This window comes from Citrobacter sp. wls708 (assembly GCF_005281255.1).
GTDB lineage: Bacteria > Pseudomonadota > Gammaproteobacteria > Enterobacterales > Enterobacteriaceae > Citrobacter > Citrobacter werkmanii.
On the sequence record NZ_SZXE01000016.1, the window covers coordinates 578,168 to 604,712 of the forward strand.

A 26,545-nucleotide genomic window follows, 5' to 3' on the forward strand; every position below is an offset into this window, starting at 1 on the left:
CCTTTAACGAGACCGGGATACAGAACAAAAAAATCGCCAGATTCGCTAGTTAAAGCTACATTGAATTCAGAACCAACTGGTATGACCACACAGATAAGGCTCAATGAATGAATTCAATAATAATACCCGTAAATGAAGGCGGATTTCTGTCCGCCACGATTTGGGAAAGAAGCGATGCCAAAGCGATCGTTATTCTTCATCCAGCCACGGCGGTTGTACAGGCGTTTTATAAGGGGTTCGCAGAGTACCTTTTTAACCAGGGATTCAGTGTCGTCACTTACGATTATCGGGGAACGGGCCGCTCGAAATCCGGGAAGCTCCGTAGCTACAGCATCTCAATGTCAGACTGGATCGAGCAGGACGTGGGCTGCATTACTGCCTGGGCTAAAACGCGTTTTCCCGGACTTAACCTGCTGGCGGTAGGACACAGTGTCGGCGGGCATGCGGTTCTGCTTTCCACGGCCACTTCCGCCCTGCACGCGGCCGTCATTGTGGCCTCCCATGCCGGGGTAACGAGCACAATAAAACAAACGGCAGAGAAAGTGCGGGTCTGGTGCCTGCTGCGTGTTCTGGCCCCGGTTCTTTGCCGAATCTTCGGGTATATGCCTGCCAGGCGCCTTGGGCTGGGCGAAGATTTGCCAGCTCCAGTGATGCTTCAGTGGGGACGCTGGAGCGCAATGCCGGGTTATTTCTACGACGATCCCGACTGGGATGCACGCCAACGGGCAAGTGAGATAACCTTGCCTTTACTGGTGATGGGTTTTGATGACGACCCGTGGGCTAACCCTGAAGCTATTGCATCCCTGATGGAGCCAGTGCAAAACGCAAAAATCGAACATCGCGAAATTCGGCACGCAGATTATGGTCTTTCTTCAGTTGGACACATGGGCTTTTTTCGAACGCGGAGTGCGGATAAATTATGGCCTATCGTCGGTCAGTGGCTGGCGAGACAGAGCCAGAATTGAGCCAGCAGATATTTAATTTTATTTTCTGCCGTACTGTCAGGCCAGATATACTTTTTATAACAAATCTAATCGTTAAAAAAATCTGCCACAATGACAGATTTCTTTAATTTAGAATTAGAGATTTGCAACGTTATGATATACTTTTTGAACATCGTCGTCATCTTCAAGAGCATCAACAAGCCCTGCAAAGATTTCTAAATCTTCTGGCGACAGTTCAATTTCTGATTGAGCAATCATTTCTAATTCTGTTGTTGAAAACTCTGTAATTCCCGCTGCTTTTAACGCTGCAATGCCTTTGTGAAGGTCGGTAGACTCAGTATAAATAATGATATTTCCTTCGTCTTCGGTGACATCACGAACATCAACTTCAGCTTCAAGCAAAATTTCAAAAACATGGTCAGGGTCAGTGCCTTTAAATACGATTACACCAGTATTGTCAAACATGTAGCTGACAGAACCTGCCGCCCCGATATTCCCGCCTTTTTTATTGAAGATTGAGCGAATATTAGCAATCGTGCGGTTAACGTTTGATGTCAGGGTTTCAGCGATAATCATGGAACCGCTTGGGCCAAAACCTTCATAACGCCCTTGCATGAACGTTTCGTCGCTGCCACCTTTGGCTTTATCAATAGCTTTATCAATAACGTGCTTGGGAACCTGGGCTTGTTTCGCACGTTCAATAACGAATTTTAAAGCTGTGTTTAATTCTGGGTCTGGATCACCTTGTTTAGCGGCAGCATAGATTTCCACACCGAATTTTGAATATACTTTAGACGTTGCACCGTCTTTAGCCGTTTTTTTACCAACAATATTGGCCCATTTACGTCCCACTGGAATACACTCCCCGAAAATTTATTTACATTACGCGCAGATTAATAAACCGCGAGTTTTCTCCACCATATTATATCATGATGTGTAAATTCTCGTCTATGAGAAATGAAAATATCAAAACTTCATGAGCTGCTACTTTTATTTAATTAATAATTAACATTATGAATAGGTTATTACCAGACTCCCTGCTGGTTCTTTTGTTTTTATCCTAACTAATTGGACCACAGTAATAATAAGGACGCGAAGCCAGCGGCGGCTTCAGCAATTACATAAAGTGTTCTGCTCTGGGCGAGCGGTTTCTTGCATCCTCAGCGCTCAGAGCAACACTATCCGCATGGGGCAATGAATAACAGAGTTGCGGCACTTATCAGTCTGAAGAGCTTCAGACCTTAAGCAATTTTACTGTCGCATCGATGTCGATTTCATCTTCGGAGAAGATCAGCGTCGTGCCCTGGAAAGTGGTGATAGCCAGTTTTTTCAGCTTACGCATTTCGCCTGGCTTCACCTCTGATTTCGGCCGGATGCTGTTCATCAGTACGCCGACAGACAGCACCGCGTTTTCTTTATCAATACGGGTTTCGACAGGAACTTCTTCACTGTATACCAGGTACGACTTGATCGCCGTGAGCTTCAGACGCTCGCCCGCGATATAGATGTATTTGCTGTCTGGTATGACTTTCACCGCATAGGCAGACAGACCTTTGTTGTTGGTGGTCGGTTCAAAGGTTACCGCCGCGTCTTTCTTGATTAGCTCAGGATTAGCAACCTTAATCACATGAAAATAGCGGTTATCGCCATTTTCATCTTTGATAAATCCAAAGCCTTTATCTTTAAACCACGTTGTGATTGTTCCGTTCATTGCTGTTTCCACCTGATTAAATCTAATACTCGCAGAGTATATCTACTGAATTTGCGCGCAGTGTAAAACACAGACCACGTCTTTGGCTACTCGTTACCCCAGCGATTGAGGAACTCCGCGATATCGTCGATACGCTGCGCGTCGACACCGGCCACGGTTGCCATCTCCTGCTGCGCTTCTTCGCTAATCTCTTCGTTGTTCATTAAACGGGTGATCAGTTGCTGGAAGTAGTGCGCCAGCGCATCGCGTTCGGCATCGTTTACCGGCTTTGCGGCTTCGGTCGCGTACTCGTCGGCGATATCATAATATTTTAGCGGAATGTCGTTATTCATGAGGTGCTCCGGGGTGAATGCGTGTGCCAGCAGTTGTCTGCCGCGTCTGATGTGAATGATAGCATTCTTATTTCATAGTTCGCGATCTGTTTTATTGGCTGTTACACATTACATATATCAACACTATTTTCTGGAGCCGCTTCGCATTTAATAAATATGCCATTTTTAAATGACGACAGTTTTATTAAGTACGGTGTGATAGCCATAGGTTAAATAGTGTAGTAGCAAAGGGGCACAAACACCTTTATTCCGCTTAATACATGACAACTTACAAGAAGCTGATTATCGCTGACACAAATTTTATGCCAGAACCCGCCGTTGCCCAGGCATATTCAGGTGTTTCACCAGATGCCCCGTAAAACCACGAGTTACTACGCAAAAAACCGCTTTCCCTCGGCACAGTAGGCTGACAGGTACGGCAAGTATTCACCTGCGAACGTAATCAGCGCAGGACAGTTCCGCCTTCACCCAGCTTTTCCCTGACCTGATTTTTCAGGGATTCAGCAGCCCGTTTCGCCGCTTCTCGGGCCTTATCACCGCTGAGTGAGTTATTCTCAACAACAACTCTTTCCGGTGCGCACCCCGTAACAATAACATTTTCCACTTTATTTTCAGTGACTTAAAACCAGTTTTCTCTGCTATACTTCCAGCCCACTAACTTTTTGCCCTGACGCGCCCTTTCAGCCAGTTACACCATTTCCCCCAAATCTGTTAAAGAATAGCTCCCAACACACTATGACCATCATCCTTCCATGCAGTCATAGACAATATTACACGGGCGATAGCTTCTAATTATTCAGAGGGTAAGCTTTTGAAAAATCATTGTACGTTTCATGAAGATGATAAAATTTTGCATCAGGGTCATTTTTCAGTTCTTCATATCTTTTCATTAGTTTTTTGAATAAACCCTCTGGTACAGGATAAGGATCTGCCTCATTTTTTGCACAGTAAAAATAGAAAAGCGCCTTTTCAAGCTCTGCAAGAGTTATATTATCCGCATTGCCTGTCAAATACTCAAATGCGTAAGACCACTGTTCTGACAATAATAAGAAATTCAGCGCCGAACCTTTAATAAAAACACCATCAATGTTATTTGAATTAATTATTTTTTTACAAAATGACAGACAGCACCCCGAATCTTTAACTAATAAATTACTGAGACACTCTAACGCATCATCCTCTGGGTCGTTAAAAGAGTTAGCCTCTACATAGCCATTAGCCAGGTAACTTTCTAAACCTTCAATATCCTTTGTGGTACTATTCACATTTATCATTTGAATGCTCCCGTATTAACAGTTGAAAGTCTTTTCGTGCCATCAGGTAATATTGCCCATGTAGTATAAACCCTTACGTTACCGTTAGGTCCTGATACAACAACAGATGTTTTTCTATTTGCAGACGTAGCCCCCTGAGCTGAGTCCAATAACTTATCCATTATCATGCTGTTATTACTGGCAGTATTCACTATACCTGCTTGCTCTAATACACGAGCCATATCTTGAGAACGCTCAATATTATGGATTTTTTTCTAACACTTCCATCCTTTAGCGTTATTTGGATCTTTTGCAAATTCTTTTTGGCTGCTAATTTTTGCATCTTTTAAAGAATTATATTCTATTTGCAAAGACTCAAGGTCACCGGAAGCTTTACCACGCATATATAGTTCAATCTTATCGACAGGTATTTTAGCATCACCTTTTACAGCCGTGATGTGATTTTTCCCATTTGCATCTGGGAGTGAGCTAACCTCGAAACTATTAGACAAGCGTTGTTTACCAGCCAGAACTTCTATCTTACTGGCCGCCGCAGCACCTATTACTGGTGCCATCGAAGCCGCTACAACCTTCATTCCATCATAAGTTTCAACGTATGCCTCTGCAGTCGCCCTATCGACCCCAAACTGCACTATGGCATAGTTCACCATCGCATCCTTCACCTGTTGTTGATTTTGTGCATCAACACTGGTGATATTCAGCAGGTTTACTGTCTGCCCGTAAGCATCCGGATACATGTCGCTGGCTTGGTTATTGTAGTTTCCGGTTTCATAACCTCCTTTAGCAGCAATAACCTTCAGTCTTTCACCGGCACAAGCCGCGCTGGCTGCCTGTCCATTACTGCATGCAGCGATTACCGCCTTATCACTGCTGATATCTTTTTCAAGCAATGCATCATATTTCTGCTGTGCCTTTTCGCGCTCTGCCGCATCTTTACTGTTTTTAAGCGTCTGTTTTGCTATCTCAAGCTCTGTCTTTTCAGACACGCTCAGGTAGTTATTCTCAACAACAACTCTTTCCGATGCAGGTTGCTGCGATAGACTCGGTTTTTTCCTGTTATTTCAATTTGTTGATAACAATTTTTGTCTATTGTACTTTCTCCCCAGGATTTTTTTGCGCTGTTAAGCGTTTTCGGGGTCACAGGCGCTACCGCCCCTCTGCAACAGAGTTGAACGAGCATGGCTGAACGGCAAGTCCAGCACACAACAGCACGCCACCACAACCGCCGCCTTAGAGCCGTAGGCGCATTATTACAGGGTTAGTTATCGACTCCGCTGCCGCAGTTTACCCTCAAGGGCCGCTGGCTGAAGACGCTAATCTTCTATACCGGACTGGCAGTAGTGGTCACTGCCGAGAAGGGGGAGCTGGCTATTGAGCCGCAGCAGAAGGTCTAAAAATCCCGGCTTTTGATGGCCGGGATTTGCTTAACCAACTAATTTTTTTAAATATTTAAACGGTGGTTCACTTATATCTAACTTCATCTCTTCGATAAGTTGAGTTATTAACTCATACTCATTTTCAGTTATGGTGATGTCATACTCGCTTATATGGTCGCAAAGAATCTCAAAAGCAAGAGGCTCCTCGTCATATTGAATATAATCTAAAGCGCCATCAATTAAATCCGGATCTAATCGATCTTCAAGCAACTTTCCTAATTGACTGATTTTTAAACCAAACATTTAATAAATCCCTTCCTATTTTTTTATTGGTTTCGATGCCGGAGGTACAGGTTTATTATCGGGAAAGGCTGTAACAATTTTCCCTGTAGCCGGTTGATAAACAACACGAATACGGACACCATCTCTGACTTCATATGCGACCCATTTGGCAGGATCGCCCTTAGCGGTATACATACCACCGGTTCCTGTCTGAGCAAACCATTTGGTATCAGGCGACGTTGCTATATCACCTATCTCATGTACAACTTTGTCAGCTGACCAGTCTTTTGGATAAACCGTTTTCCCAGGGTTTCCGGGATAGAGATGACCACCACTAGTTGGACTATCGCCAAACAAAATATGTTGTTTAGCTTCTGGAGACAAAATGTCAACATACTTTTGATTGGAAGCAGATAAACCAAGATCGGTGCTTTTCGCGACGGTAAAAAATGCTTTAGCCGCCACATATTGCATTAATTTTGCTTCGCTGGTTGGAACTCCACTGGATATTATCTCAGCAGCTTTTTGAGGCGTCATTTGCTCATTTGAGAGAACAATATCTAACGGAACCCCGAAGAAGTTCCCCCATGCAGACAGTAAGCCTTTAACAGGATCTTGTCCTTCCGGCGTCTGTCCTTGGGCATTTTTCACTAAGGCCGCCGTAATTTCATCAGGAGAAGCTCCAGCCCGAATCATTGACCCTCCCAGCGATCCCTGAGAGTTGATAACATCCGTCAACCCTTTTGGCAGATTCTCCCAGCCACTGAGCGAGTTATTCTCAACTGCATTTTTCCCGGCCTGCGCACCTGCTGCGGCTGATGACGTACTGTCTCCTGCCAGACCACCGGCCATCCCTGCTGATATCGTTGCCAGCGCGCTGATGGTCTGCTTCTGATCCTCACGCAGTTGCGACAGGTCCTTCACATCAGGATACAGCATACCTGCAATCGCCCGGGCCGCAAGTTCGCCCGTTGCCGCACCCGCTGCACCCGCTGCCGCGCTGTTACCCTGCATCGCAGCCGCTGCGCCGCCCAGTATCGCGTGGGCAATGACATTTACCGCAGTATTGCCCTCTGTCGATTTAAGCAGATTCGCCAGCTCTGGTGCCGATGCCCCCGCCAGCGCGGCCCCCACATCACCGCCAGCCAGCCCCTGAAGCGCCGCCGTTGCCGCCTGAATTCCCCGCTGAATATCGCTGCCCGTGCCATACTTCGCCAGTTCTTCCTTGTACTTCGGTGTATCTTTCAGCTTATCCGCTGGCAGATTTGGATTGTCCCTCCGCGCCTCTTTGAGCGCAATAATCTCTCCCTGGGTCCTGGCGATATCGGCTGCCTGACCGCCAATGTCGCTGATGAGTCCCACCGCTTTTAGCCGGTTCTGCTCTTTCTCCTTGTCGAAAATCGGGCTGATGCTGCCGTTGGCGTGTTCCGTATCACGGCTCAGATTCGCCACGTCCTGCTTCTGACCGGCTTTATCACGGATAGTTATGGTGCCGTCTGCCACCGCCGCCTGCGTCGTGCCTTCCGCGTGGCCACTGTTGCCAGCGGCTGAAATCATTCCACCCGGCATGTTACCTTTAAACTGATCGCCGCCAAAAGCCCCGCCGCCGCTCAGGCTGGCTCCTGAATGACTGACCTTAAAGTCTGCTTCGTTGTGAATGTCCCTGAACCCCAGCGTTCCGGTATCAAGGCTGTTTTTATCCCCTGGCGCCGTCGAGGCGATTACCGTACCGTCCAGTTGTGTGTGACGTCCCACCACCACATCAAATCCGCCATCGCCAGCAAAAAGCCCGGTCTGCTCCTGCACCGAGTCATAAGTGCTTTTCATCTTGTCCTGGCTGGCACTGATATAGCCCGAACCGGTCATGCTGCCGAAGGTAAAACTGCCGCCTGCTGCTACGCTGTTCTGTTTCGATTTATAGTCGTTGCTGTCCTGCTGGCTACTCATCCACAGGTCGCGACCAATATTCGCCACCACTTTATCGCCGCTGACCTGCGCGCCATTCAGAATGGCATCACGACCACTGGCCATCGATACCGTGCCACCGCTATCAAGCGTGGTCTCAGCCCATGATGTACCGTTACCCTTCTCATGCCCTTTCGCCGCATTCACATTAGCGAAGACGCCAATACCATAGCCATTAGCCCCCCCGCCAATACTGACGCCCACACCACCGCCGCTGCTACTGTTTTTCCCGGCCGTCTGCTGGGTGTTTGCCACTCCGCTCAGTACAATATCGTTCGCTGCCGCAAGCGTGGTATCCCCACCCGCCTTCAACTGGCTTGCGCCAATCAGAATATCGCCGCTGTTTCCGCTCTGACCTTTATCTGTCGCCACAATAGCCAGGTCGTTACCTGCATTCAGGGTGCTGCCTGCCACAGTATCACTCCAGGCATGCTGCTCAGATTTTGATTTCTGGGAAGTCAGGGAAATGCTGACGCCTATACCGTTATTCGGATCGCCACCGGCCTGAGCAACTGCAACACCCTGCGCCGCCTGCACGCCGGAAAGCGCCGCCTTCGTAGCCTTCAGCGCTGCAAGCCGGTCATCACTCTCATCTTTCACATCCTGCGCGGTTTGTACTGCACTGTTTATCGCAGCACCAGCAGCCCCCGACAGCGCCACCGTCAGTCCGCTGGTTTTCTGCTCAAACTTTTCATCACGGGTGCGTTTGTCATGACCCGGTTCAATAAGTACGCTGTCGCCGCGAACAGCAATATCTTTCTGGGCGATGATATCCGCGCCGCCGATATGTGCCTGCTGGCCCGCGGTGATACTGACATTGCCCCCTGTTGAGCCGACAGTACTGAAGCTCTCGCTTTGGGTGGTGCCTTGTTCGCGCAGATCGTGCGTCGTTTTACTGCTACCGATAGTGAAACCGATCCCGCCCGACCCCATCAGACCGCTCTTTTTAGTCTCTTTAAAGCGCCATGAGGTATCGGTATTGGTGGCAGCAACGATATCCACATTGTTGCCAGCTCCCAGCGCCACATTGCCGTCACCGGCAACGGCTGAGCCCTGTACCAGAATGTTATTCCCGGCGGCGACCGTCACATTGTTCCCACTCAGCAGCGCGCCTTTTTCCCGCGTAGCGCTGTCTTCTTCAATCGTATGGGTAGTCTTTTTACTGAGGAATCCTTTTTTGGTTTTCGTGGTTTCCTGGTAGTGATAATCGCTCTCTGTGGCGGTCGTGAGATTCACATCCCGGCCTGCCGTTACACCGATATCGCCGTGCGCCGTAACATCCGCTGCCTGTGCGTTTACATCACGCCCGGCAATAATGACGGCGTCGCCGCCGCTGGCAATTTCCGTTCCCTGTTGGCGTACGGCGTCATTGACCACGGTTTTCTTCTTCGCACGATAACTGTCACCGTCTGTCGTTGCTTCAGCCAGCAAGTTGACATCTCGCCCGGCCAGCAGACCGACATCATTCTCCGCAGCCAGCCCGGCCGCATGGGAATTAATATCCTGACCCGCTTTCAACAGCAGATTGTCACCCGCTGCCACGGTGGTGCGGGAAAGCCCGGTGCTGTGCGATTCACTTCCGCCGTTACGGCTACTTTGCTGAGTGGAGCCCGCATTCAGATTAAGATCGTTACCCGCTGTAAGCTGAGCATTCCCCCCCGCGTTAACATCGCTGGCGGTGACGTTGAGGTTATTTCCGGCATTGATACCGAGCTTACCGCCCGAACTGATGGTGCTACCCTGCCAGTCCACTGACGAACGCCCCGTCTCTGTTATCCAGCGTCCGGAGTGGCTCCGGGCATCGTTAATCTGGTTGGCATTTACCGCAATATCTCCCCACGCATCCATCAGCAATGAACCGCCTGCAGAGAGATTCGCGCCAGTAACGGTGATATCTTTACCTGCCGAGAGCGACAATCCATCCTGCGCGGTAATGGATGCCACAGACCCCAGCAACGTATCTTTAAAGCTCACATTGCGGTATTTATCCCTGGCACTCACATCAATCTGTTCCGCCAGCGTCAGGTTATTGATGTTGCCGCCCAGACTTTCCAGCGCCACCGTTTTTCCGCTGATGGCGGAGCTGACGTTATTGATATCACCCATCGCGCTCAGGTCGAGATTGCCCCCGGCCTGCATCAGACTATTGTTAAGGTTATTAATACTGTTTTGGCTGTCGAGGGTGAGATCGTTTCTCGCCAACAGCGTACTGCCGGAGTTGGTGATATTCCCGCTGGTCAGCTGAACATTATTCCCGGCAATGACGCTACCGTTATTCACGGTGATATCTTTCGGCGAGAGATACAGCTTCGGTATCATTACCGTTTCACCGTTGACGGTCGCGGCTTCCCACCACAGCATGCTGTGCTCAAGGGACGCGATTTGATCGGCCGTCAGCGCCACCCCAAATGTCAGTCCCAGCGACTGCTGGGTACTGGCAGCGCTATCCATCAGATAACGCATCTGGTCAAGGTCAGAACCAATACCGTTGATGTATCGACTTCCCGTCTTATTCAGCATGGCGTTACTGACATAGCGGGTATCGAACGCCGCATCACCGAGGAAACGGTAGTCATATTCCGGGTTCAGTTTGAGACGATCGAGCATATAGGCCGACCCAAGGAACTGGTTTTGATCGGTATACGCAATATTGGTTTCACGCGGCGCTTCGCCAGGTTTGATACCCAGCATCGCATTCAAATCACCAAACAGGCTGGGATCGAGCTGACCAAGACCGTTCAGTTTCGGGTTAACGTTGATCAGGTACGGGCTTTTCGGATCGTCAGAGACGACGAAATACCCGTTCTTTCCGGAAGGCAACGGATACGCGCTGGTATCCACCGTTTTGCCCTGATTTTGCCCGGCAGTATTCACGCCCTTCTCGCCTGGGTTAATCAGGCCATTGAGTTGGCCGAGGCTGGCGTTACCTTTCTGCGTGGTAGAAACAGGGTTGAGCGTAGAATCTGATACGCCGCCGCTTTCCAGCGCGCCTGCGCCGTTAATCTGCTGCAATGCGTCATGCAGTCGATCGTTCCACTGAGGGGAACTGACGCTCACCGTGTCATTGCCTGCCAGTGCCTGCTTTTGCACCCCATTACTGATGGTTTGGTTGCTGAGGGTGTTGAGGGTTGGGGTAACGATGGTATTGCTAACCCGTCCCCCACCAGAGGTTGCGTTTTCGTTGCCAATAGAAGTAGTAAACCTGGCGTTTACATTACCGCCCGCCTGAATCACCGAACGGTACGTTTCTCCCCCTTCCTGAACCCGGTCATGCCCTTCCAGGGTAAATGTTATTGTGCGTTCTTTAGGAAGCACAATAGTTTCACCTTTACTGTTTCTCCCCTCGTTATAACGCGGAGGTAACACATCTATATTATTTACGGCAAATTTCTGACGTGAGTATTTCTCTGGGGTATAGGTATAAACCAGATAATCAGTAAGCGTCCCGGACTGCCAGCTCTGGTTATTGAATGTGCTTCCTGAAAGGTCGATATGATTGTTTGCCAGAATAGTACTGGCTGCGTTATCCAGCGTGTTTGCGCCAATTGACAGATTTCGCCCTGATGAAATACGAGCTGCGCCGCCAGAGCTGGAAACCTCTGTTTTTAGCTGGCTGGAAATGAATTTCTGCGTCGCCGTGTCTTTAAACGGTGCGTAGTAATACTGGTAATAATGACGAATATTACAGGAGGCATTCGCACTACAGGAGCTGGTTTGTACCTCATAGGAGTAACCATTAACGCCATAGGTACCTTCTGCCATCTGACTGATATCTATCGCAACAGTCGCATTACCTATCCCTGGAATATTGTTTGCTCCAGCTATTTGTGTCTGGTTTGTTTTCAACCCATCCCGCTGGTTCAGCAGATGTCCTGTTTTTATCGTGATATCACCGTTCTGGGTTTCGATATTGCCGGAAGTGTTGACCACTTCGCTGTTGGCATTGCCCGCAGCATCTCGCTGCATCCACAGATTGTTGCCCGCGAGGATATCGCCGCGCTGGTTGGTGATAGTGTTCGCATAAAGCGCCAGATTATTTGCCGCGTACAACAGCGCCGTATTGACGATGGCGCCCGGTGCATTGAGCGTCAGAGAGCCACGCGTTCCGGTGAAACCAGCGACTGAAATATTACCGCGACTGGTCAGCGTAATATCGCCACCGCCCTGTAACGTTCCGGCGGCATTAAGCGCTACGCTGTCGCCGCTAAGATAACTGACGCCGCTGCCAGTTGTAATTTGCCCGTTATTGCTGAGCTGTCCGCCCGCCGTCAGGTTGAGCGATTGCCCCTGAAGCACGCTACGGTTGTCGATATCGCCATCGCTGGTAATGGTCAGTGTTTTACCCGCGGCAAAAGCGCTTTGCGCAGTAAAACCATTCACCAGCTTCAGCGTCAGATTACCCAGCGCAACCACCTGTCCCAACGCCCCCAACCCACGACTTTCAACGAACAGGTCGCCGCCGCTGAACAGTTTCCCTGCCGCATTCTGATTAACTTCGCTGGCATTCACACTCAGTTGCGAGTTGCCTAACAGCGTACCGTTATTCGTCAGTTGCGCGTATTTCACCGCCAGTTGACCGGCCTGCGCGGTTCCCTGGTTGGTAAACCGGGTCCCTGCAAGCGTGGCGCTGTCGGCCAGCCAGTTACCGTCATTGGTGGCCGTTGCCGCATTCAGAATGAGGTTTGTCGCCTGTAACCAGCCTGCGCCGGAATATTCTGCCGTCGTCAGCGTCATTCCCGCGCCGGAAAGCAGTTTGCCGTCATTGAGCGCGCGTGTTGTGGCGTTAAGATGGGTCTCTCCACCGCCCTGCATTAAACCGTAGTTGGACAGCACTGGCGTAGAAAGCGACAGCCCCTTCCGGCTGACAATCTCCCCGGAAGCCTGGTTTATCAAACCACCGCTCAGCGACAGCGTTGCGCCATTATCCCCTTGTAGTCGTCCGCTGTTGGTCAATGCGCCGGTCGTCATGCCCAGCGTCGCACCCTGAATTTTTCCATCGTTGGTGACTGACGCCGCAGTCAGATCCAACGCGCCGCCGCTCAGCATACTGCCCGCTTTCTGCTGCCTGACCGCGCCGTTCATGGCAAGCGTGAGCGCATTTACGCCGCTAATCGCCGCGCTGTTATCAAGGGTTGTCCCCTTCAGCGTAAGATTTTTCGCCGTCCATTGCCCCGAGTTAGTCAGAGAAAGCGCCTGTAGCGTCGCGTTACCAAGGGCGGTAATTTTGCTGCCGGCCGCAGAAGTCAGGCTATTTGCGAGCGTAAACTGCAGGGCGTCGGCGCTTTGTATTGCCCCGTTGTTTGTCAGCGTTTGCGCACTGAGCAGAACGGACTGTCCCTGCCACGTGCCATTATTCGTCACATCGCCAGAAGTGAGTTTCAGCGCTCCCTGCGTCAGCAGTGAACCACCTGCTGCGTTAATCAATTCCTGTTGCGGTGAAGCCATCGCCATTCGCGCCATCAGACGCTGACGAGCCTCCAGCGTCAGGCTTTGCAGGCCGGTCAGCGTGCCCTGATTGTGGATCCGGTTTTGCTGCAAGGTCAGGGTATTTCCCTGTACCGCGCCACTGTTATCGAACTGTGCGCCGTCGAGCGTTACGTCGCTCTCGCTGAGCAGCCTTCCACTGTTATCAAGCTGCTGCGCGGTTAGTGACATTCCACCATGGCTCATCACATCGCCTGATGTGGTAAGGCCGTTGTTTACAGTAGCCGTCAGATTACCCAGGCTTATCAGCGATCCTTTGTGCAACCAGTTATCAGCGGTCAGCGTGAGCTGCTGCCCCTGCAGCGTTCCTTGCGTCGTTATATTGCCAGCATCAAAGGTCAACGCGCCGCCGCTCAGCGTACGGGAGGTTATCCCCGTCGTGAGTACATCGCCAGACAGCGCAAGTCCGTTCGTCCCCTGCCACAGGCCTGAATTGTTTAACGTCGAGGCAGCAAGAGTCAGCCTGTCACCGGCAATACGTCCGGCACTGTTGATATCATCAGCCGTAAGCGTCAGTGCGCCGCCACTTTGAATGTGTCCGGGGTTGGTAAGTCGCCCGGATAGCCTGCCTTCCAGGCCATGTAAACCGTTAAGCACGCCGCTGTTATTCAGCGAGTCGGCAGTAAATGTCAGGGTATTTCCCTGCAGTACGCCGGCGTTTTCCATCGCACCGGTATGCACCAACAGCGCATTACCGGCCAGCCATTTACCTGTGGTATCCGTGGTGAAGGTATTCGCAGAAACCGAGGTACTGTCGTTGCCCTGCACCCGTCCGCTGTTACGGATTGATTTTCCATCCAGAGCGACACTTGTCGCCGCCAGCGTACCGCGGTTATCCAGGGATGCAGTATTCATTGACGCCCCCTGTTTCGCCACCAGGCTCCCCTGATTTTCAACCGAGTTTGCCAGCGTCAGGTTCAGGGAGTCGGCCTGAATATCACCTGCGTTAATTAATGTGCTGCCGCGCAGTGTGAAGCCGGTATTCGCCAGCAGCAGACCGTGGTTTTCCAGTGAGTCGAGGTCTAAATCCAGCCCCGCGCCGCTGACCAGTTGCCCCTGCTGACCATTGAACAGATTGCGGGTGGTGAGCTGTAGCGCCGAATTACCCTGCACAATGCCGTTATTCATAAGCTCCGGCACGGAAATACTCAGGGATTTTGCTGCAATCGTGTTGTTGTTAAACAACTGCGCCGCAGCCAGCTCGAACAGGTTGAGACTGCGCAGCGATCCCTGGTTATCCAGTCGCCCGTTAGCCTGAATTTTCAGGCTATCCAGTGCCTGAACGCTGCCGCTATTGTGCAGGTTATCCAGTCTGATCGCCGCCGTACGGCCCTCCAGTTGGCCATCATTTTCGAAACGTTTTCCGCTAAGCTGTAGATCTTCACCGCTGGTCACCTGCCCACCCGCAAGGTTAGTGAAGCGACTGCCATCCCAGGCGAGCGCGTGATCCCCCTGCAGGATCCCACTGTTGCTGAGATCGCCGTGTAATGCCAGCACCTTCGCCGCCAGCATTCCGCTGTTATTCGCACTGGCGGCATGCACTGTCATACCCTGTTGACTGAGTACCTTGCCCTGGTTAATGAACGCGTCGTGTACTGTCGCCGTTACCCCCGTTTCACCCAGCGCATTACCGCTGTTTTGCCACGTATTTGCTTCCAGATTCAGCGTGCCGCCCTGCAGCAAGCCGGTGTTGTGCTGGGTCTGATTCTTCAGGCTCAATTCACCCACCGACAACACATTCCCGTCGTTTTTCACGTCCTGGCTGTTCAGCGCGAGCATTTCGGCGGCCATGAGTCCGAGGTTATCTGTCTGTTGTCCGTTAACAGATAATGACGTGTCCGCCAGCAGGCGCCCCGCGGCCTCGTTTTTTACCGTCGCATATTCACTTTGCAGATTAACGCCGTTAATTTCTCCGCCGTTAACCAACTGGCGACCATGGAGATGCAATGAACCGTCGCTGGTAATCAGCCCATGGTTGGTCAGATACGGTATATCCAGCGCCAGAGAATGCCTGGCATAGAGCGAGCCGCCGCTCAGGTTATCTAACTTATCAATCTGTAGGTCTATTGCCGCGTTGCCCTGCATCAGACCGCTATTCACAACATGCTGACTGTGGAGAGTTAGCGTGTCGGCTATCAGAGAGCCGCCGCTGGTCAGCAGCTCAGGTGCAATAATCGAGATGCGTTCAGCGCTGGCGCTGCCGTTATGAGTCAGCGTCGCCGCGCTGAGCGTCAGGGTGTCTGCCAACAGTTCGCCATGGTTATCAACTGACTGCTGCGCGCTGAAACCAACGCGTGCCCCGGTGGATTTTCCGCCATGACTGAGCCGGTCAGCCGTCACATCCAGCGAACCTTTTGCCGCCTGTACGCCGTCCAGCGTCACGCTGTTGCCGGTAATCGCAAGGTCCAGACCGCTCTGTAAATGACCGTCTTTGCCGGTAGTCAGCTGCTTTGCGCCGACGTTAAGCGCGCCAGCGGCATTAACCTGACCGTTCAGGTTAAGGTTTTGCGTAACGTTTAACTGTATGTTTTGTTGCCCGGCGATCAACGAATCTTTCGCGGCGGTGAGATTTTCAGCATTGAGCATTACCCCCTGGTTGCCAGAGAGGACGCCATATTGTTCAACTGACGCGGCCTGCACCGTTAGAGTGCCATCAGAGAGCAACTTTCCACTATTACGCAGCGTGGCATCAGCCCGGATATCCGCATCGTTTTTCGTGCTCAGGATCCCCTGCTGGTTCAGCGCTGCCGTCTGTACTGAAAGCTGGCTGCCGCTCGCCAGCGTGCCCATATTATCCAGCGACCCGCTGCGGACCGATACGCTGTTACCCTGCATCAGACCGGTGTTGCTAAGGCTGCTGACAGAAGCATCAAGACTGCCGTTTGCCGCCAGTTGACCATCATTAACGAGGTGGTCACCAGAGAGAGATAAAGCATCTCCCGCATTGACCTGCCCCTGGTTGTTCATTTCGCTACCGGTCAGGCTTAATGCGCCTTTCGCATCGGCCCGACTGGCGTTATCCAGTGCTATGCGCTGCGCCTTCAGCGTTAATCCATTACCTGCTGAGAGCAATCCCCCTTTCGCCGACAGATAGCCGTTACTGTTAAGGCTAACATCAGCATCACTACCCAGCGTGGAACGGGTCAGCGTCAGTCCATTAGTACCCTCGACATCCAGTTTTTCTTTACTGGTCAGGCTGCCGTCGGTAACTGTCAGCGAGCCGTCACTGCGCAGTGAGGTGTTTTTCTGGCTAACCAGAGTGGTTGCAGCAACGGCTACATCCTGTTTAGCAGCCACCTGCAACTCGCCAGCTGCGGCAATCCCACCACCATCGATCGTCACCTTGCCATCGCTACCCAACTGCACGTTTGCGCCGCTGGAGAGATTTGCATCCTGTAGCGCTAACGCTCCGGTGCTGTTGATGGCCATCCCGCTCCCGGTCTTATGGCTGCCGGTCAACGTGACGCCTTCGCCCCTGGCGGAAAGACCACCATTTGCCAGACTGTTGCCGATCGTTAATTTCCCGTTAGCATTGAGGGTGATATCACCCTGACGGGCATTCAGATTCCCGAGGTTGACCCCCAGCCCTTTCTCGCTGGAGACCAAATGAATTCGATTAGCATACATGCCGCCTAACGCGCCGGTATCTACCGCGATTTTCGGTGCTTCTCCTTCGCCATTCAGCGGGCTCGTCTGGCCATTCGCCGCAACGCGATTCGCCCCAGCGATAACCGTCAAATCTTTGGCGTGTAGCGCAGCATTGATTTCCGTGGCGCGGGCAATAATCGACACTGCATCGCTCTGGCTACCATCCAGCCCCTTACCTTCGATGGTAATACTGCCCTTGCTTACCTCCAGCGACTGCAGGTTGCCATTGGCGTCCAACACAGGTTTACCGGTGGTCAGGGTGGCGTTAGGCGTGTTGATAAATCCACAACCATTACAGGTAATGCCATAGGGGTTAGCGACCATGACGTTGGCGGCTTTCCCCGCGACTTCGGTATAGCCCTGCAGCTGTGAACGGTTAGCGCCGGTAACTTCGTTGATGATCCCTGAAGCTTCCTTTCCTGGCTGTAGGTTTGGGTTATTCTGGATAATGCCGCCGAGCTGGGTTTGGGTAAATTGCCCGGTCGCGTTGTTAAGGATCAGCCCCTCTTTTCCCACGTTGTAGTCGTTATATTTATTGTGTGAAATCCCGGACTGGTTCGGTGTGGCAATATTCACCACCGGAACACCATTGGCGGCTTTATCCATCTGCGTATTGCCTTCAGGCGTGATGACGGCAGCCATCGCCGGGAGCAGTGGTTGGGTAGCCAGCAGAAAACTCAACATGCCGCTTAGCAAACGCTGGGAAAAACGAACCTGATCCTTTTTCATCACCCTTGTTCCTTAAAATGCCACCGCAACGCGGTAATACACATTGAGATGATCCGGGGCTAGCCAGTCCGGATAGTTAACTGGCGTTCCTACGGTAAACTGAGAGGAGAACCAGCGCCCTGAGCTGGTTAATCCCAGCGCAGCCCCCCACAACGTGCCGGAGGCATACCTGTCAACGCTATCCTGTTTCAGCCAGCCGCCGTCGAATGCCGCCATCGCGCCAATCTGTCCGAATACCGGCAACGTAAACAGCGAATAATTCACTTCGTTGCGCCAGTAGCCGCCGTTATCTCCAGAAATGTATTGTTCTTTAAAACCGCGAACTGAGGTTTCTCCGCCCAGCGTCAGGCGCTCACTGCCGTAGAGTCGGTCCACAGACCATTGAAAATAGACGCTGCTAAGCCACCACACTCTTTCTGCCAACGGGCGCTGAAAACTGCCATTGACGCTCCATTTGCGAAATTCCGCCCTTGGCACATCCCCCTGTTTATTGTTGTCATCCTCTGCGCCAAACCATGGCACGCCCTGGGTGAATGAAGGATTAAACGTCGCAACGCCAGAAGCAATTTTTTGCGTATGGTTGATACCCAGCGAAACACTGGAAAGCTTGCGGCTACTGGTTTCCAGCAGGACATCATTCAATCTGTTACGGTTAATTCGATGCGTGAGACCCAGCGATGCAGCGGTCTTGACATCACCATTGCGAAACAAAACCCAGGATCCGTTCAACCGATGGGTTTCGCTATCACCAGTGGAACGCCAGGCATAACCATTGTTATCAATAGTGCTGAGGTAGTTACTCCAGCTGTAGCTGTAATCAAGCAGTCCGTAGCCATAAGGAATACTCACGCCAGTAGCGAAGTTCTGCGCATCTTTGCTACTGGAAAAATCGCTGCTGCGTCCACCGCTGATAAACCATTTATCTGCCAGACCGAGCATATTATTGAAAAATAATGCGCCACTGAGTTGCCCGGTTCCGGTGCTCTTTTGCCCGCTGTTATCAAAACTTACTGAACCATTGAGTGGAAATTCTGGCGTGGCGGTGAGGTTAACTATTGAGAACCCCTGCTGACTGCCCGGCAAAATTTCAATTTCCACCGGCGTCTGGCGAACCCGATTCAACTGCTCCATCCCCTGTTCAATGTCACGCAGATTGAGAATTTTTCCTTCCATTCCGGGAAAGGTCATCAGCAGAGTGCGCGATGGGACGCCTTCCAGACGTATTTGCTGCAATTTCCCCTCAAGCACCGCGATATGCAGCACCCCGGAGGAGAGATCCTGTTCGGTTAAAAAGGCGCGACTGGTGATATAGCCTCGGCTGATATACCAGTCGGAAATCGCATTTGTCAGTTCCGTCAGACGGGGAATATCCAGGCATTGATTCACCCACGGCGCGATAAGCTTTGCCGAGGCAGCGGCGGACAACTTCGTTGCGCCGTCAATATCAATGCGCGAAATCATAAAACACGGCCCTTCAGCCCGGGCTGGTGTTTTCGGCGTTACGGTTACAGGCAACGTAACGCTACGCTCCAGCTCTTCACGCTGGCGCTGGTTTTCATTAAGTAACTGCTGCTGTTGCTGCTGAATGGTATTACGATCCGCAGGAGAGAGTGGTGCGGCAGAAACAGTTGTGAAGGGCAAAATTAACATCCCAATCAGTAATGCCAACTTTCTTTCATCCCTGAACTTCACCCCACCCTCCAAAAAAGTACGAAAGCGAACTTGACTGCAAAGCACAGCCGACCATTTAAAAAAAGCACAAAATGTAAACAAAAGTAAAGACATTAAGTGCTGTTTCACTTCATTACTATTGCATTTTAGGATTTCTTGTATTTTTAAATTAAATTATTCTTACTCTTTTGGCCCAATCCCATCGCTAGTCGCCCATTTGCCCACATTCAACTTATGCACAACACTCTACGATGACACCACTGACCCAACACGTGGAGCAAACACCATGAACATCACGCAAATCCGCAACGCCACGCAGTACATCACCTTTGGCGGCAAGACTTTTCTAATCGATCCAATGCTGGCGGCAAAAAGTGCTTATCCGGGCTTTGCCGGAACGGCACGTGCGGAGATCCGCAACCCAACCGTCGATCTGCACGTCGATATCGACACCCTGCTCAACGTTGACGCGCTGATCGTGACCCACCTGCATGAAGATCACTGGGATGAGGTTGCAGCACGCGTCGTGCCGAAAGACAAACCGATTTACGTGCAAAATGAGCAAGATGCGCAGGTACTGCGAGATCAGGGTTTCACACACCTGATCGTACTGACGCACAACACCACGCTGGGCGACATCATCCTGCGTAAAACCGGCGGCCAGCATGGCTCAGATCGCGCTTACGCCATCCCACAAATGGCGGAACGTTTAGGCGATGCCTGCGGGGTAATCTTTCAGCATCCGGCGGAAAAAACGCTGTATCTGGTTGGAGACACTATCTGGCGTGACGAAGTGGAAGCCAACATGCTGACTTTCCAACCGGACGTGGTGATTTTGAACGCCGGTTTTGCCCACGTTATCGGTTTTGGCCCAATTATTATGGGCGCAGAAGATGTACTAAAAACCCACTTCACCCTTCCCAACGCACAAATTGTGGCCACGCATATGGAGGCGATAAACCACTGTTTGTTGACCCGCGCCGCGCTGAAGTCATACGCCAGCGACAACCAGATTGCGCAATGCGTCAACGTGCCGGAAGATGGTGAAACCCTGACGTTTTAATATCCACAGAGGAATCGTATGCAGCCGCTTACCGTCGCTATTGTCGCCGTGGAAGATTTCAGCCCGTTTCACTTCTCGGTGCCGTGCATCATTTTCAGTGACAAAGTGGCAGCGAAAAAGCGCTTCGACGTGCAATTGTGCGCCGAACAGCCCGGTATTGTTTCCTCGCAGGACGGTTTCTCGATTAACGCAGCTCATGGCTATGAAGCGGTGGAGGCAGCCGACATCGTGGTAATCCCTTACTGGGGCACTACCGCACATCGCCCGCCGCAGGGGTTGCTTGATGCGCTCAACCGCGCCCGACAAAACGGCGCGCAAATTGTCGGGCTGTGTCTGGGCGCATTTGTCCTCGGCTATGCCGGTCTGTTGGATGGCAAACGGGCTGCCACGCACTGGGAGTTCGAGCAGGATTTTCAGGCCCGCTTCCCGGCGGCGCGTCTGGATATCAACGCTCTGTATGTGGATGACGACGGTATTATTACCTCAGCAGGCACTGCCGCCGCGCTGGATTGCTGTTTGTACGTGATCCGCCAACGTTTTGGCAGCACGGCAGCGAATCAGATTGCGCGGCGGATGATTGTGCCGCCGCATCGCGAAGGTGGTCAGGCACAATTTATCGAACAGCCGGTGGCGAAAAATACCCAGGATCAGCGCATCAATGCCCTGCTTGATTATTTACGCCTGCATATCCACGAGCAGCATAGTATCGATGCGCTGGCGCAGCGGCTGATGATGAGCCGTCGCACGTTAACCCGTCACTTTATGAAAGCCACCGGATCTAGCGTGGCAGAGTGGTTGATTGTCGAGCGTCTTCGCCGCAGCCAGGCGTTACTGGAGTCCAGTCAGTTGCCCGTTGAACGCATCGCCGAACAGGTCGGTTTTCAGTCGCCTGTCACCTGGCGTCAGCATTTTAAATCTCATTTCGGCGTCAGCCCCGCCGAATGGCGCAAAACCTTTCGCGGCATTTAGCTTTTTTTCGCCAGCCACACCGTGTGCCCTGCGCATTCCGGATCTTCCATCACCATCTCGACCACCGCAAAGCCATGCGCTGACAACAATGCGCGGTATTCGTCCGGCGCGAGGCTGGCGTGAAATAACGGCTCGCCTTCAAATTGCCCCATCGCAATGCCGTTCCCGGTACCGCTGGTAAACATCAACGCGCTGCCGGGATGGCTAAGCCGGTCAAAGATCGGGAACATCTTTCGTTGGTCTTGCTGGGTTAAATGGAAACAGCTGTCCCACGCAATCAGGCCGTCGAACGTCTCGTTAAGTACCAACTCCCGCATATCTTGCTCCAGCCAGCGCTGCGCGGGAAAGGATTGCCGGGCGCGGGCCAGCATCGCTGCGGAACCATCAATCCCTGTGAGCTGAAAGCCTTGCTGGATAAAATACCCGGCAATCGGCTGACCATTCCCGCAGCCAATATCCACAATGCTGCCCTGCCCGCTCATCACGGTGATGAACTTATCCAGCCAGCTTTTCTCGAACAGTGTACGAGAGCGCTGACTGGCAAAGGCATCCGCATGACGTCGGTAGATGGACAGAATGTTGTTTGCCGCAACGTCGCTCACGATGTACTCACTTTTTTATTCTGTTAATAATCACGACGATAAATCCTCCGCTGCCAGAGACGCAACCCTGGAATGCGCCTCGCAGAACCCATGCGCAAATCCCCCAAAACCGTTCCGCTGTGGCATCATAGCGCGTAGAAAACATCATGACAGGGGTGATAAACGTGAAACCGGTAACGCTATACGATGTGGCAGACCATGCAGGAGTCTCTTATCAGACCGTCTCGCGCGTCGTAAATCAGGCCAGCCACGTTTCTGCAAAAACCCGACAGAAAGTTGAGGCCGCGATGGCGGAACTCAATTACATCCCTAACCGCGTCGCACAGCAACTGGCAGGTAAACAGACGTCGCTTATTGGCGTCGTGACGGCGAATCTTGCCCTGCACGCCCCTTCACAAATCGTTGCCGCCATAAAATCCCGCGCCGACCAGTCCGGTGCCAGCGTGGTGATCGCCATGGTCGAGCGCAGCGGCGTTGAAGCATGCAAAGCCGCGGTCCACAACCTGCTTTCCCAACGCGTAACCGGACTTATCATTAACTATCCGCTGGATGAAGAAGACGCCATTGCCGTGGCTGCCGCCTGCGGTACGGTGCCGGTGTTGTTTCTCGATGTCTCTGACCAGACGCCAATTAACAGCGTGATTTTCTCCCATGATGACGGCGCACGCCTTGGCGTTGAACATCTGGTACAGCACGGACATCAGCGTATCGCCCTGCTGAGCGGGCCGCACACTTCGGTTTCGGCAAGGCTTCGGCATGCGGGGTGGCATAAATATCTGGCGTACTACCAGTTGCAACCCGTCGCGGAGCTGGAAGGCGACTGGAGCGCGATGTCTGGTTTTCAACAAACACTGCATCTGCTCAATAGCGGTAATCTCCCCACCGCTATGCTGGTTGCTAACGATCAAATGGCGCTGGGCGCGATGCGGGCAATCAGCGAGTTCGGCCTGCGGGTGGCGATGGATATCTCGGTGATCGGCTACGATGACACAGAAGATAGCGCCTGCTACATTCCACCGCTGACCACCATCAGGCAGGATTTTCCATTATTGGGTGAAACCAGCGTCGACAGGCTGCTGCAACTTCCCCATGGCGAATCAACCGTGGGCAACCAACTGCTGCCCGTAACCCTGGTGAAGCGCAAAACGGTTCTGCCTCCCGATACGCAAACCACCTCGCCCCAGGCGCTGGCGGATTCACTCATCCAGCTTGCGCGGCAAGTTTCTCAGCTCACACCTAAAATGTGAACGCATAACAATTATGTGAGTCAGTTCACTCATTAAACGCCCCATCCTTTACAGCCGGGAGCGCTTATCCGTATTTTGATTGAAATTGTGAGCGAATAACAAATTCAAACAGGATACCGTTATGAACCTGAACACAGATTCACTCTCCGCTGTTCTGGCCCGCCGCGACTGGGAAAATCCCGGCGTCACGCAGCTCAACCGCCTGGAGGCGCACCCACCTTTCTGTAGCTGGCGCTCAGCAGATGATGCGCGAACTAATCAGCGCTCAACTCAGTTACGCTCGCTGAATGGCCAGTGGCAATTCGCGTGGTTTCCCGCGCCGGAGGCTGTGCCGGAAAGCTGGCTGACAAACGATCTGCCACAGGCTGACACTATCAACGTCCCCTCTAACTGGCAGATGGACGGTTACGACGCGCCAATTTATACCAACGTCACCTACCCGATTCCGGTTAATCCCCCGTACGTTCCGGCACAGAACCCAACGGGATGTTACTCGCTCACATTTAATATCGAAGACGCATGGTTAGATGAAGGTCAGACGCGCATTATTTTTGACGGCGTCAATTCCGCATTTCATCTGTGGTGCAACGGTCGCTGGGTCGGCTACGGTCAGGACAGTCGTCTGCCGTCTGAATTCGATCTGAGCGATTATCTGTTGCGCGGCGAAAACCGCCTGGCCGTGATGGTGCTGCGATGGAGCGACGGCAGCTATCTGGAAGACCAGGATATGTGGCGCATGAGCGGTATCTTTCGCGACATATCTTTGCTGCATAAGCCCACCACGCAAATCAGCGACCTGCGCATTAACACCCGTTTTAACGATGACTTCAGCCGCGCCGTGCTGGAAGCAGAAGTCAGAGTGGCGGGCAACGCGAGCGAAGATTTACGCGTTACCCTGCAATTGTGGGAAGCTGAAACGCTGACTGATGAAACGACCTCCCCACTCGGCGGCGAGATTATTGATGAACGCGGCGCTTATCATGACCGGGTTACCCTGCGGCTGAACGTCGAAAAGCCAGCGCTGTGGAGTGCCGAAACGCCCAATCTGTACCGTGCCGTTGTGCAGTTACATACCGCGGATGGAGTGCTGATTGAAGCAGAAGCCTGTGACGTCGGCTTTCGTCAGATTGATATCAAAAACGGCCTACTACTGTTAAACGGTAAGCCGCTGTTGATTCGCGGCACCAACCGTCATGAGCACCATCCGGTCAACGGTCAGGTGATGGACGAGGCGACGATGGTGCAGGACATTCTGCTGATGAAGCAGAACAACTTTAATGCCGTGCGCTGCTCCCATTACCCGAATCATCCGTTGTGGTACACCCTGTGCGATCGCTACGGCCTGTACGTGGTCGACGAAGCCAATATCGAAACCCACGGCATGATGCCAATGAATCGCCTGAGCGACGATCCCACATGGTTGCCTGCCATGAGCCAGCGCGTGACGCGCATGGTGCAGCGCGATCGCAACCATCCGAGCATTATCATCTGGTCGCTGGGCAATGAATCCGGTCATGGCGTCAATCACGACGCGCTGTATCGCTGGATAAAATCAGAGGATCCGTCACGCCCGGTACAGTACGAAGGCGGCGGCGCGAATACCGCGGCGACCGACATTATTTGCCCGATGTACGCCCGCGTCGATCAGGATCAGCCCTTCCCGGCGGTACCTAAATGGTCGATTAAAAAGTGGCTGTCGATGCCCGGCGAGCAGCGTCCACTCATTCTCTGTGAATATGCCCATGCGATGGGCAATAGTTTCGGCGGCTTCGCCAAATACTGGCAGGCATTTCGTCAGTATCCGCGCCTGCAGGGCGGGTTTGTCTGGGACTGGGTGGATCAATCGCTGATTAAACACGATGATAATGGCAAGGCATGGTCAGCCTACGGTGGCGACTTTGGCGACACGCCTAACGATCGTCAATTTTGCATGAACGGACTGGTGTTCGCCGATCGCACCCCGCATCCGGCGTTATACGAGGCCAAACATGAACAGCAATTTTTCCAGTTTACGTTACTGCCGGGCGCTGAACGCCAGATTGAAGTGACCAGCGAATATCTGTTCCGCCGCAGCGATAACGAAGTTCTGCACTGGTCGATTGCCCAGGACGGCAACCCGCTGGCCGCCGGACAAATCGTTCTGGATATTGCCCCGCAGGGCCGCCAGGTGATTACCCTGCCAGATTGCCCGATGCCGGAAACCGCAGGCCAACTGTGGCTGTCGGTGCGCGTGGAACAGCCTCGTGCCACCGCCTGGTCAGATGCTGGCCATATCAGCGCCTGGCAGCAGTGGAAGCTGGAAGAAAAACTCAGCCTGGCGCGGCAGCCAACTGCCCGCACAGTGCCACAGCTCAACGTTAGCGAAAACAGCTTTACTGTTGAGAACGACAACAAGCGTTGGCAATTCGACCGTCGGTCTGGCCTGCTGACACAATACTGGCTTGATGATACAGCCCAGTTGTTATCCCCACTGACCGACCAGTTCACCCGCGCGCCACTGGACAACGACATCGGCGTCAGCGAGTCAACCCGCATTGACCCGAATGCCTGGGTTGAACGCTGGAAGGCCGCCGGTCATTATCAGGTTGCAGCAACGTTACTGCACTGTGCTGCCGACGCGCTCAGCAACGCAGTACTGATTACCACCGAACATGCGTGGCAGTATCAGGGTGAAACGCTGTTTATCAGCCGTAAATCGTATCGTATCAACGGTCATGGCGAGATGCAGGTAATGGTGGATGTCGATGTTGCCAGCGGCACGCCGCATCCGGCGCGTATTGGCCTGAGCTGCCAGTTGTCGCAGGTCGCCGAGCGTGTGAACTGGTTAGGTCTCGGCCCGCATGAGAACTACCCGGATCGCCTGAGCGCCGCCTGTTTTGACCGTTGGGATCTGTCACTCGATGAGATGTACACCCCGTATGTTTTCCCGAGCGAAAACGGTCTGCGCTGCGGCACGCGCGAACTGCGATACGGCACGCATCAATGGCGTGGCGACTTCCTGTTCAACATCAGCCGCTTTAGCCAACAGCAACTAATGGAAACCAGCCACCGTCATCTGCTGCAACCGGAGGCGGGTACCTGGCTCAATATTGATGGCTTCCATATGGGTGTCGGCGGCGATGATTCATGGAGTCCTTCCGTGTCGCCGGAGTTTTTGTTGAGTGCCGGACGTTATCACTACCTGGTTATCTGGGGTTAAACATAATAATAATGGGCAGGTTATGACCTGCCCTTATTTTTCCTGAGGA

13 protein-coding genes and 1 pseudogene are annotated in these 26,545 nt (G+C 52.4%); 5 read left to right on the plus strand and 9 right to left on the minus strand.

Annotated elements, in window-relative coordinates:
- Positions 1-107 precede the first annotated feature (107 nt).
- Positions 108-965 carry an alpha/beta fold hydrolase gene (locus FDW97_RS12475; protein WP_069323915.1) on the plus strand — a complete coding sequence of 286 codons (858 nt, stop codon included), beginning with the start codon at positions 108-110 and terminating at the stop codon, positions 963-965.
- A 114-nt stretch (positions 966-1,079) separates the two neighbouring features.
- Here FDW97_RS12475 and FDW97_RS12480 read toward each other — a convergent pair whose 3' ends face one another.
- The 8 genes and pseudogenes from FDW97_RS12480 to FDW97_RS12520 all read right to left on the minus strand — a co-directional run bounded on the left by FDW97_RS12480 (position 1,080) and on the right by FDW97_RS12520 (position 19,395).
- On the minus strand, positions 1,080-1,796 hold the full coding sequence (locus FDW97_RS12480) for a YebC/PmpR family DNA-binding transcriptional regulator (RefSeq protein WP_038638023.1): 717 nt from the start codon (positions 1,794-1,796) through the stop codon (positions 1,080-1,082).
- Between the two features lie 382 nt (positions 1,797-2,178).
- Positions 2,179-2,655, minus strand: a complete 477-nt coding sequence (locus tag FDW97_RS12485) for a cold-shock protein (RefSeq protein ID WP_038638021.1) — start codon at positions 2,653-2,655, stop codon at positions 2,179-2,181.
- 86 nt (positions 2,656-2,741) lie between these two features.
- Positions 2,742-2,987 (minus strand): YmjA family protein, encoded by a 246-nt coding sequence (locus FDW97_RS12490; RefSeq protein ID WP_069323914.1) that lies wholly within the window; start codon positions 2,985-2,987, stop codon positions 2,742-2,744.
- Positions 2,988-3,775: 788 nt separating this feature from the next.
- Positions 3,776-4,261 (minus strand): hypothetical protein, encoded by a 486-nt coding sequence (locus FDW97_RS12495; protein WP_085047668.1) that lies wholly within the window; start codon positions 4,259-4,261, stop codon positions 3,776-3,778.
- A pseudogene (locus FDW97_RS23420) lies at positions 4,258-5,277 on the minus strand (DUF6862 domain-containing protein); the annotation flags it as partial. The pseudogene FDW97_RS23420 and the gene FDW97_RS12495, both read right to left, overlap by 4 nt.
- A gap of 408 nt (positions 5,278-5,685) precedes the next feature.
- The gene (locus tag FDW97_RS12510) at positions 5,686-5,940 is read right to left on the minus strand and encodes a MafI family immunity protein (protein ID WP_085047669.1); all 255 of its coding nucleotides are present in this window, start codon (positions 5,938-5,940) and stop codon (positions 5,686-5,688) included.
- Positions 5,941-5,955: 15 nt separating this feature from the next.
- Positions 5,956-17,745 carry a hemagglutinin repeat-containing protein gene (locus FDW97_RS12515; protein ID WP_249359794.1) on the minus strand — a complete coding sequence of 3,930 codons (11,790 nt, stop codon included), beginning with the start codon at positions 17,743-17,745 and terminating at the stop codon, positions 5,956-5,958.
- Positions 17,746-17,757: 12 nt separating this feature from the next.
- Complete coding sequence (locus FDW97_RS12520; RefSeq protein WP_201746125.1) at positions 17,758-19,395, minus strand: ShlB/FhaC/HecB family hemolysin secretion/activation protein; 1,638 nt, start codon at positions 19,393-19,395, stop codon at positions 17,758-17,760.
- 307 nt (positions 19,396-19,702) lie between these two features.
- Here FDW97_RS12520 and FDW97_RS12525 point away from each other — a divergent pair, with 307 nt between their 5' ends.
- Positions 19,703-20,479 (plus strand): MBL fold metallo-hydrolase, encoded by a 777-nt coding sequence (locus FDW97_RS12525; protein ID WP_085047671.1) that lies wholly within the window; start codon positions 19,703-19,705, stop codon positions 20,477-20,479.
- 18 nt (positions 20,480-20,497) lie between these two features.
- A complete protein-coding gene (locus FDW97_RS12530) occupies positions 20,498-21,448 on the plus strand; it encodes a GlxA family transcriptional regulator (protein ID WP_069323910.1) in 951 nt (316 codons plus the stop codon).
- Here FDW97_RS12530 and FDW97_RS12535 read toward each other — a convergent pair.
- A complete protein-coding gene (locus FDW97_RS12535; RefSeq protein WP_137351109.1) occupies positions 21,445-22,050 on the minus strand; it encodes a class I SAM-dependent methyltransferase in 606 nt (201 codons plus the stop codon). The genes FDW97_RS12530 and FDW97_RS12535 overlap by 4 nt on opposite strands.
- A 155-nt stretch (positions 22,051-22,205) precedes the next feature.
- Between FDW97_RS12535 and FDW97_RS12540 the strand changes: the two genes are divergently transcribed.
- Both FDW97_RS12540 and FDW97_RS12545 read left to right on the plus strand, forming a co-directional pair.
- A complete protein-coding gene (locus FDW97_RS12540; protein WP_137351154.1) occupies positions 22,206-23,297 on the plus strand; it encodes a LacI family DNA-binding transcriptional regulator in 1,092 nt (363 codons plus the stop codon).
- 121 nt (positions 23,298-23,418) lie between these two features.
- Positions 23,419-26,496: a beta-galactosidase gene (locus tag FDW97_RS12545; RefSeq protein ID WP_137351110.1), complete on the plus strand. Its 3,078-nt coding sequence runs from the start codon at positions 23,419-23,421 to the stop codon at positions 26,494-26,496.
- Positions 26,497-26,545 lie beyond the last annotated feature (49 nt).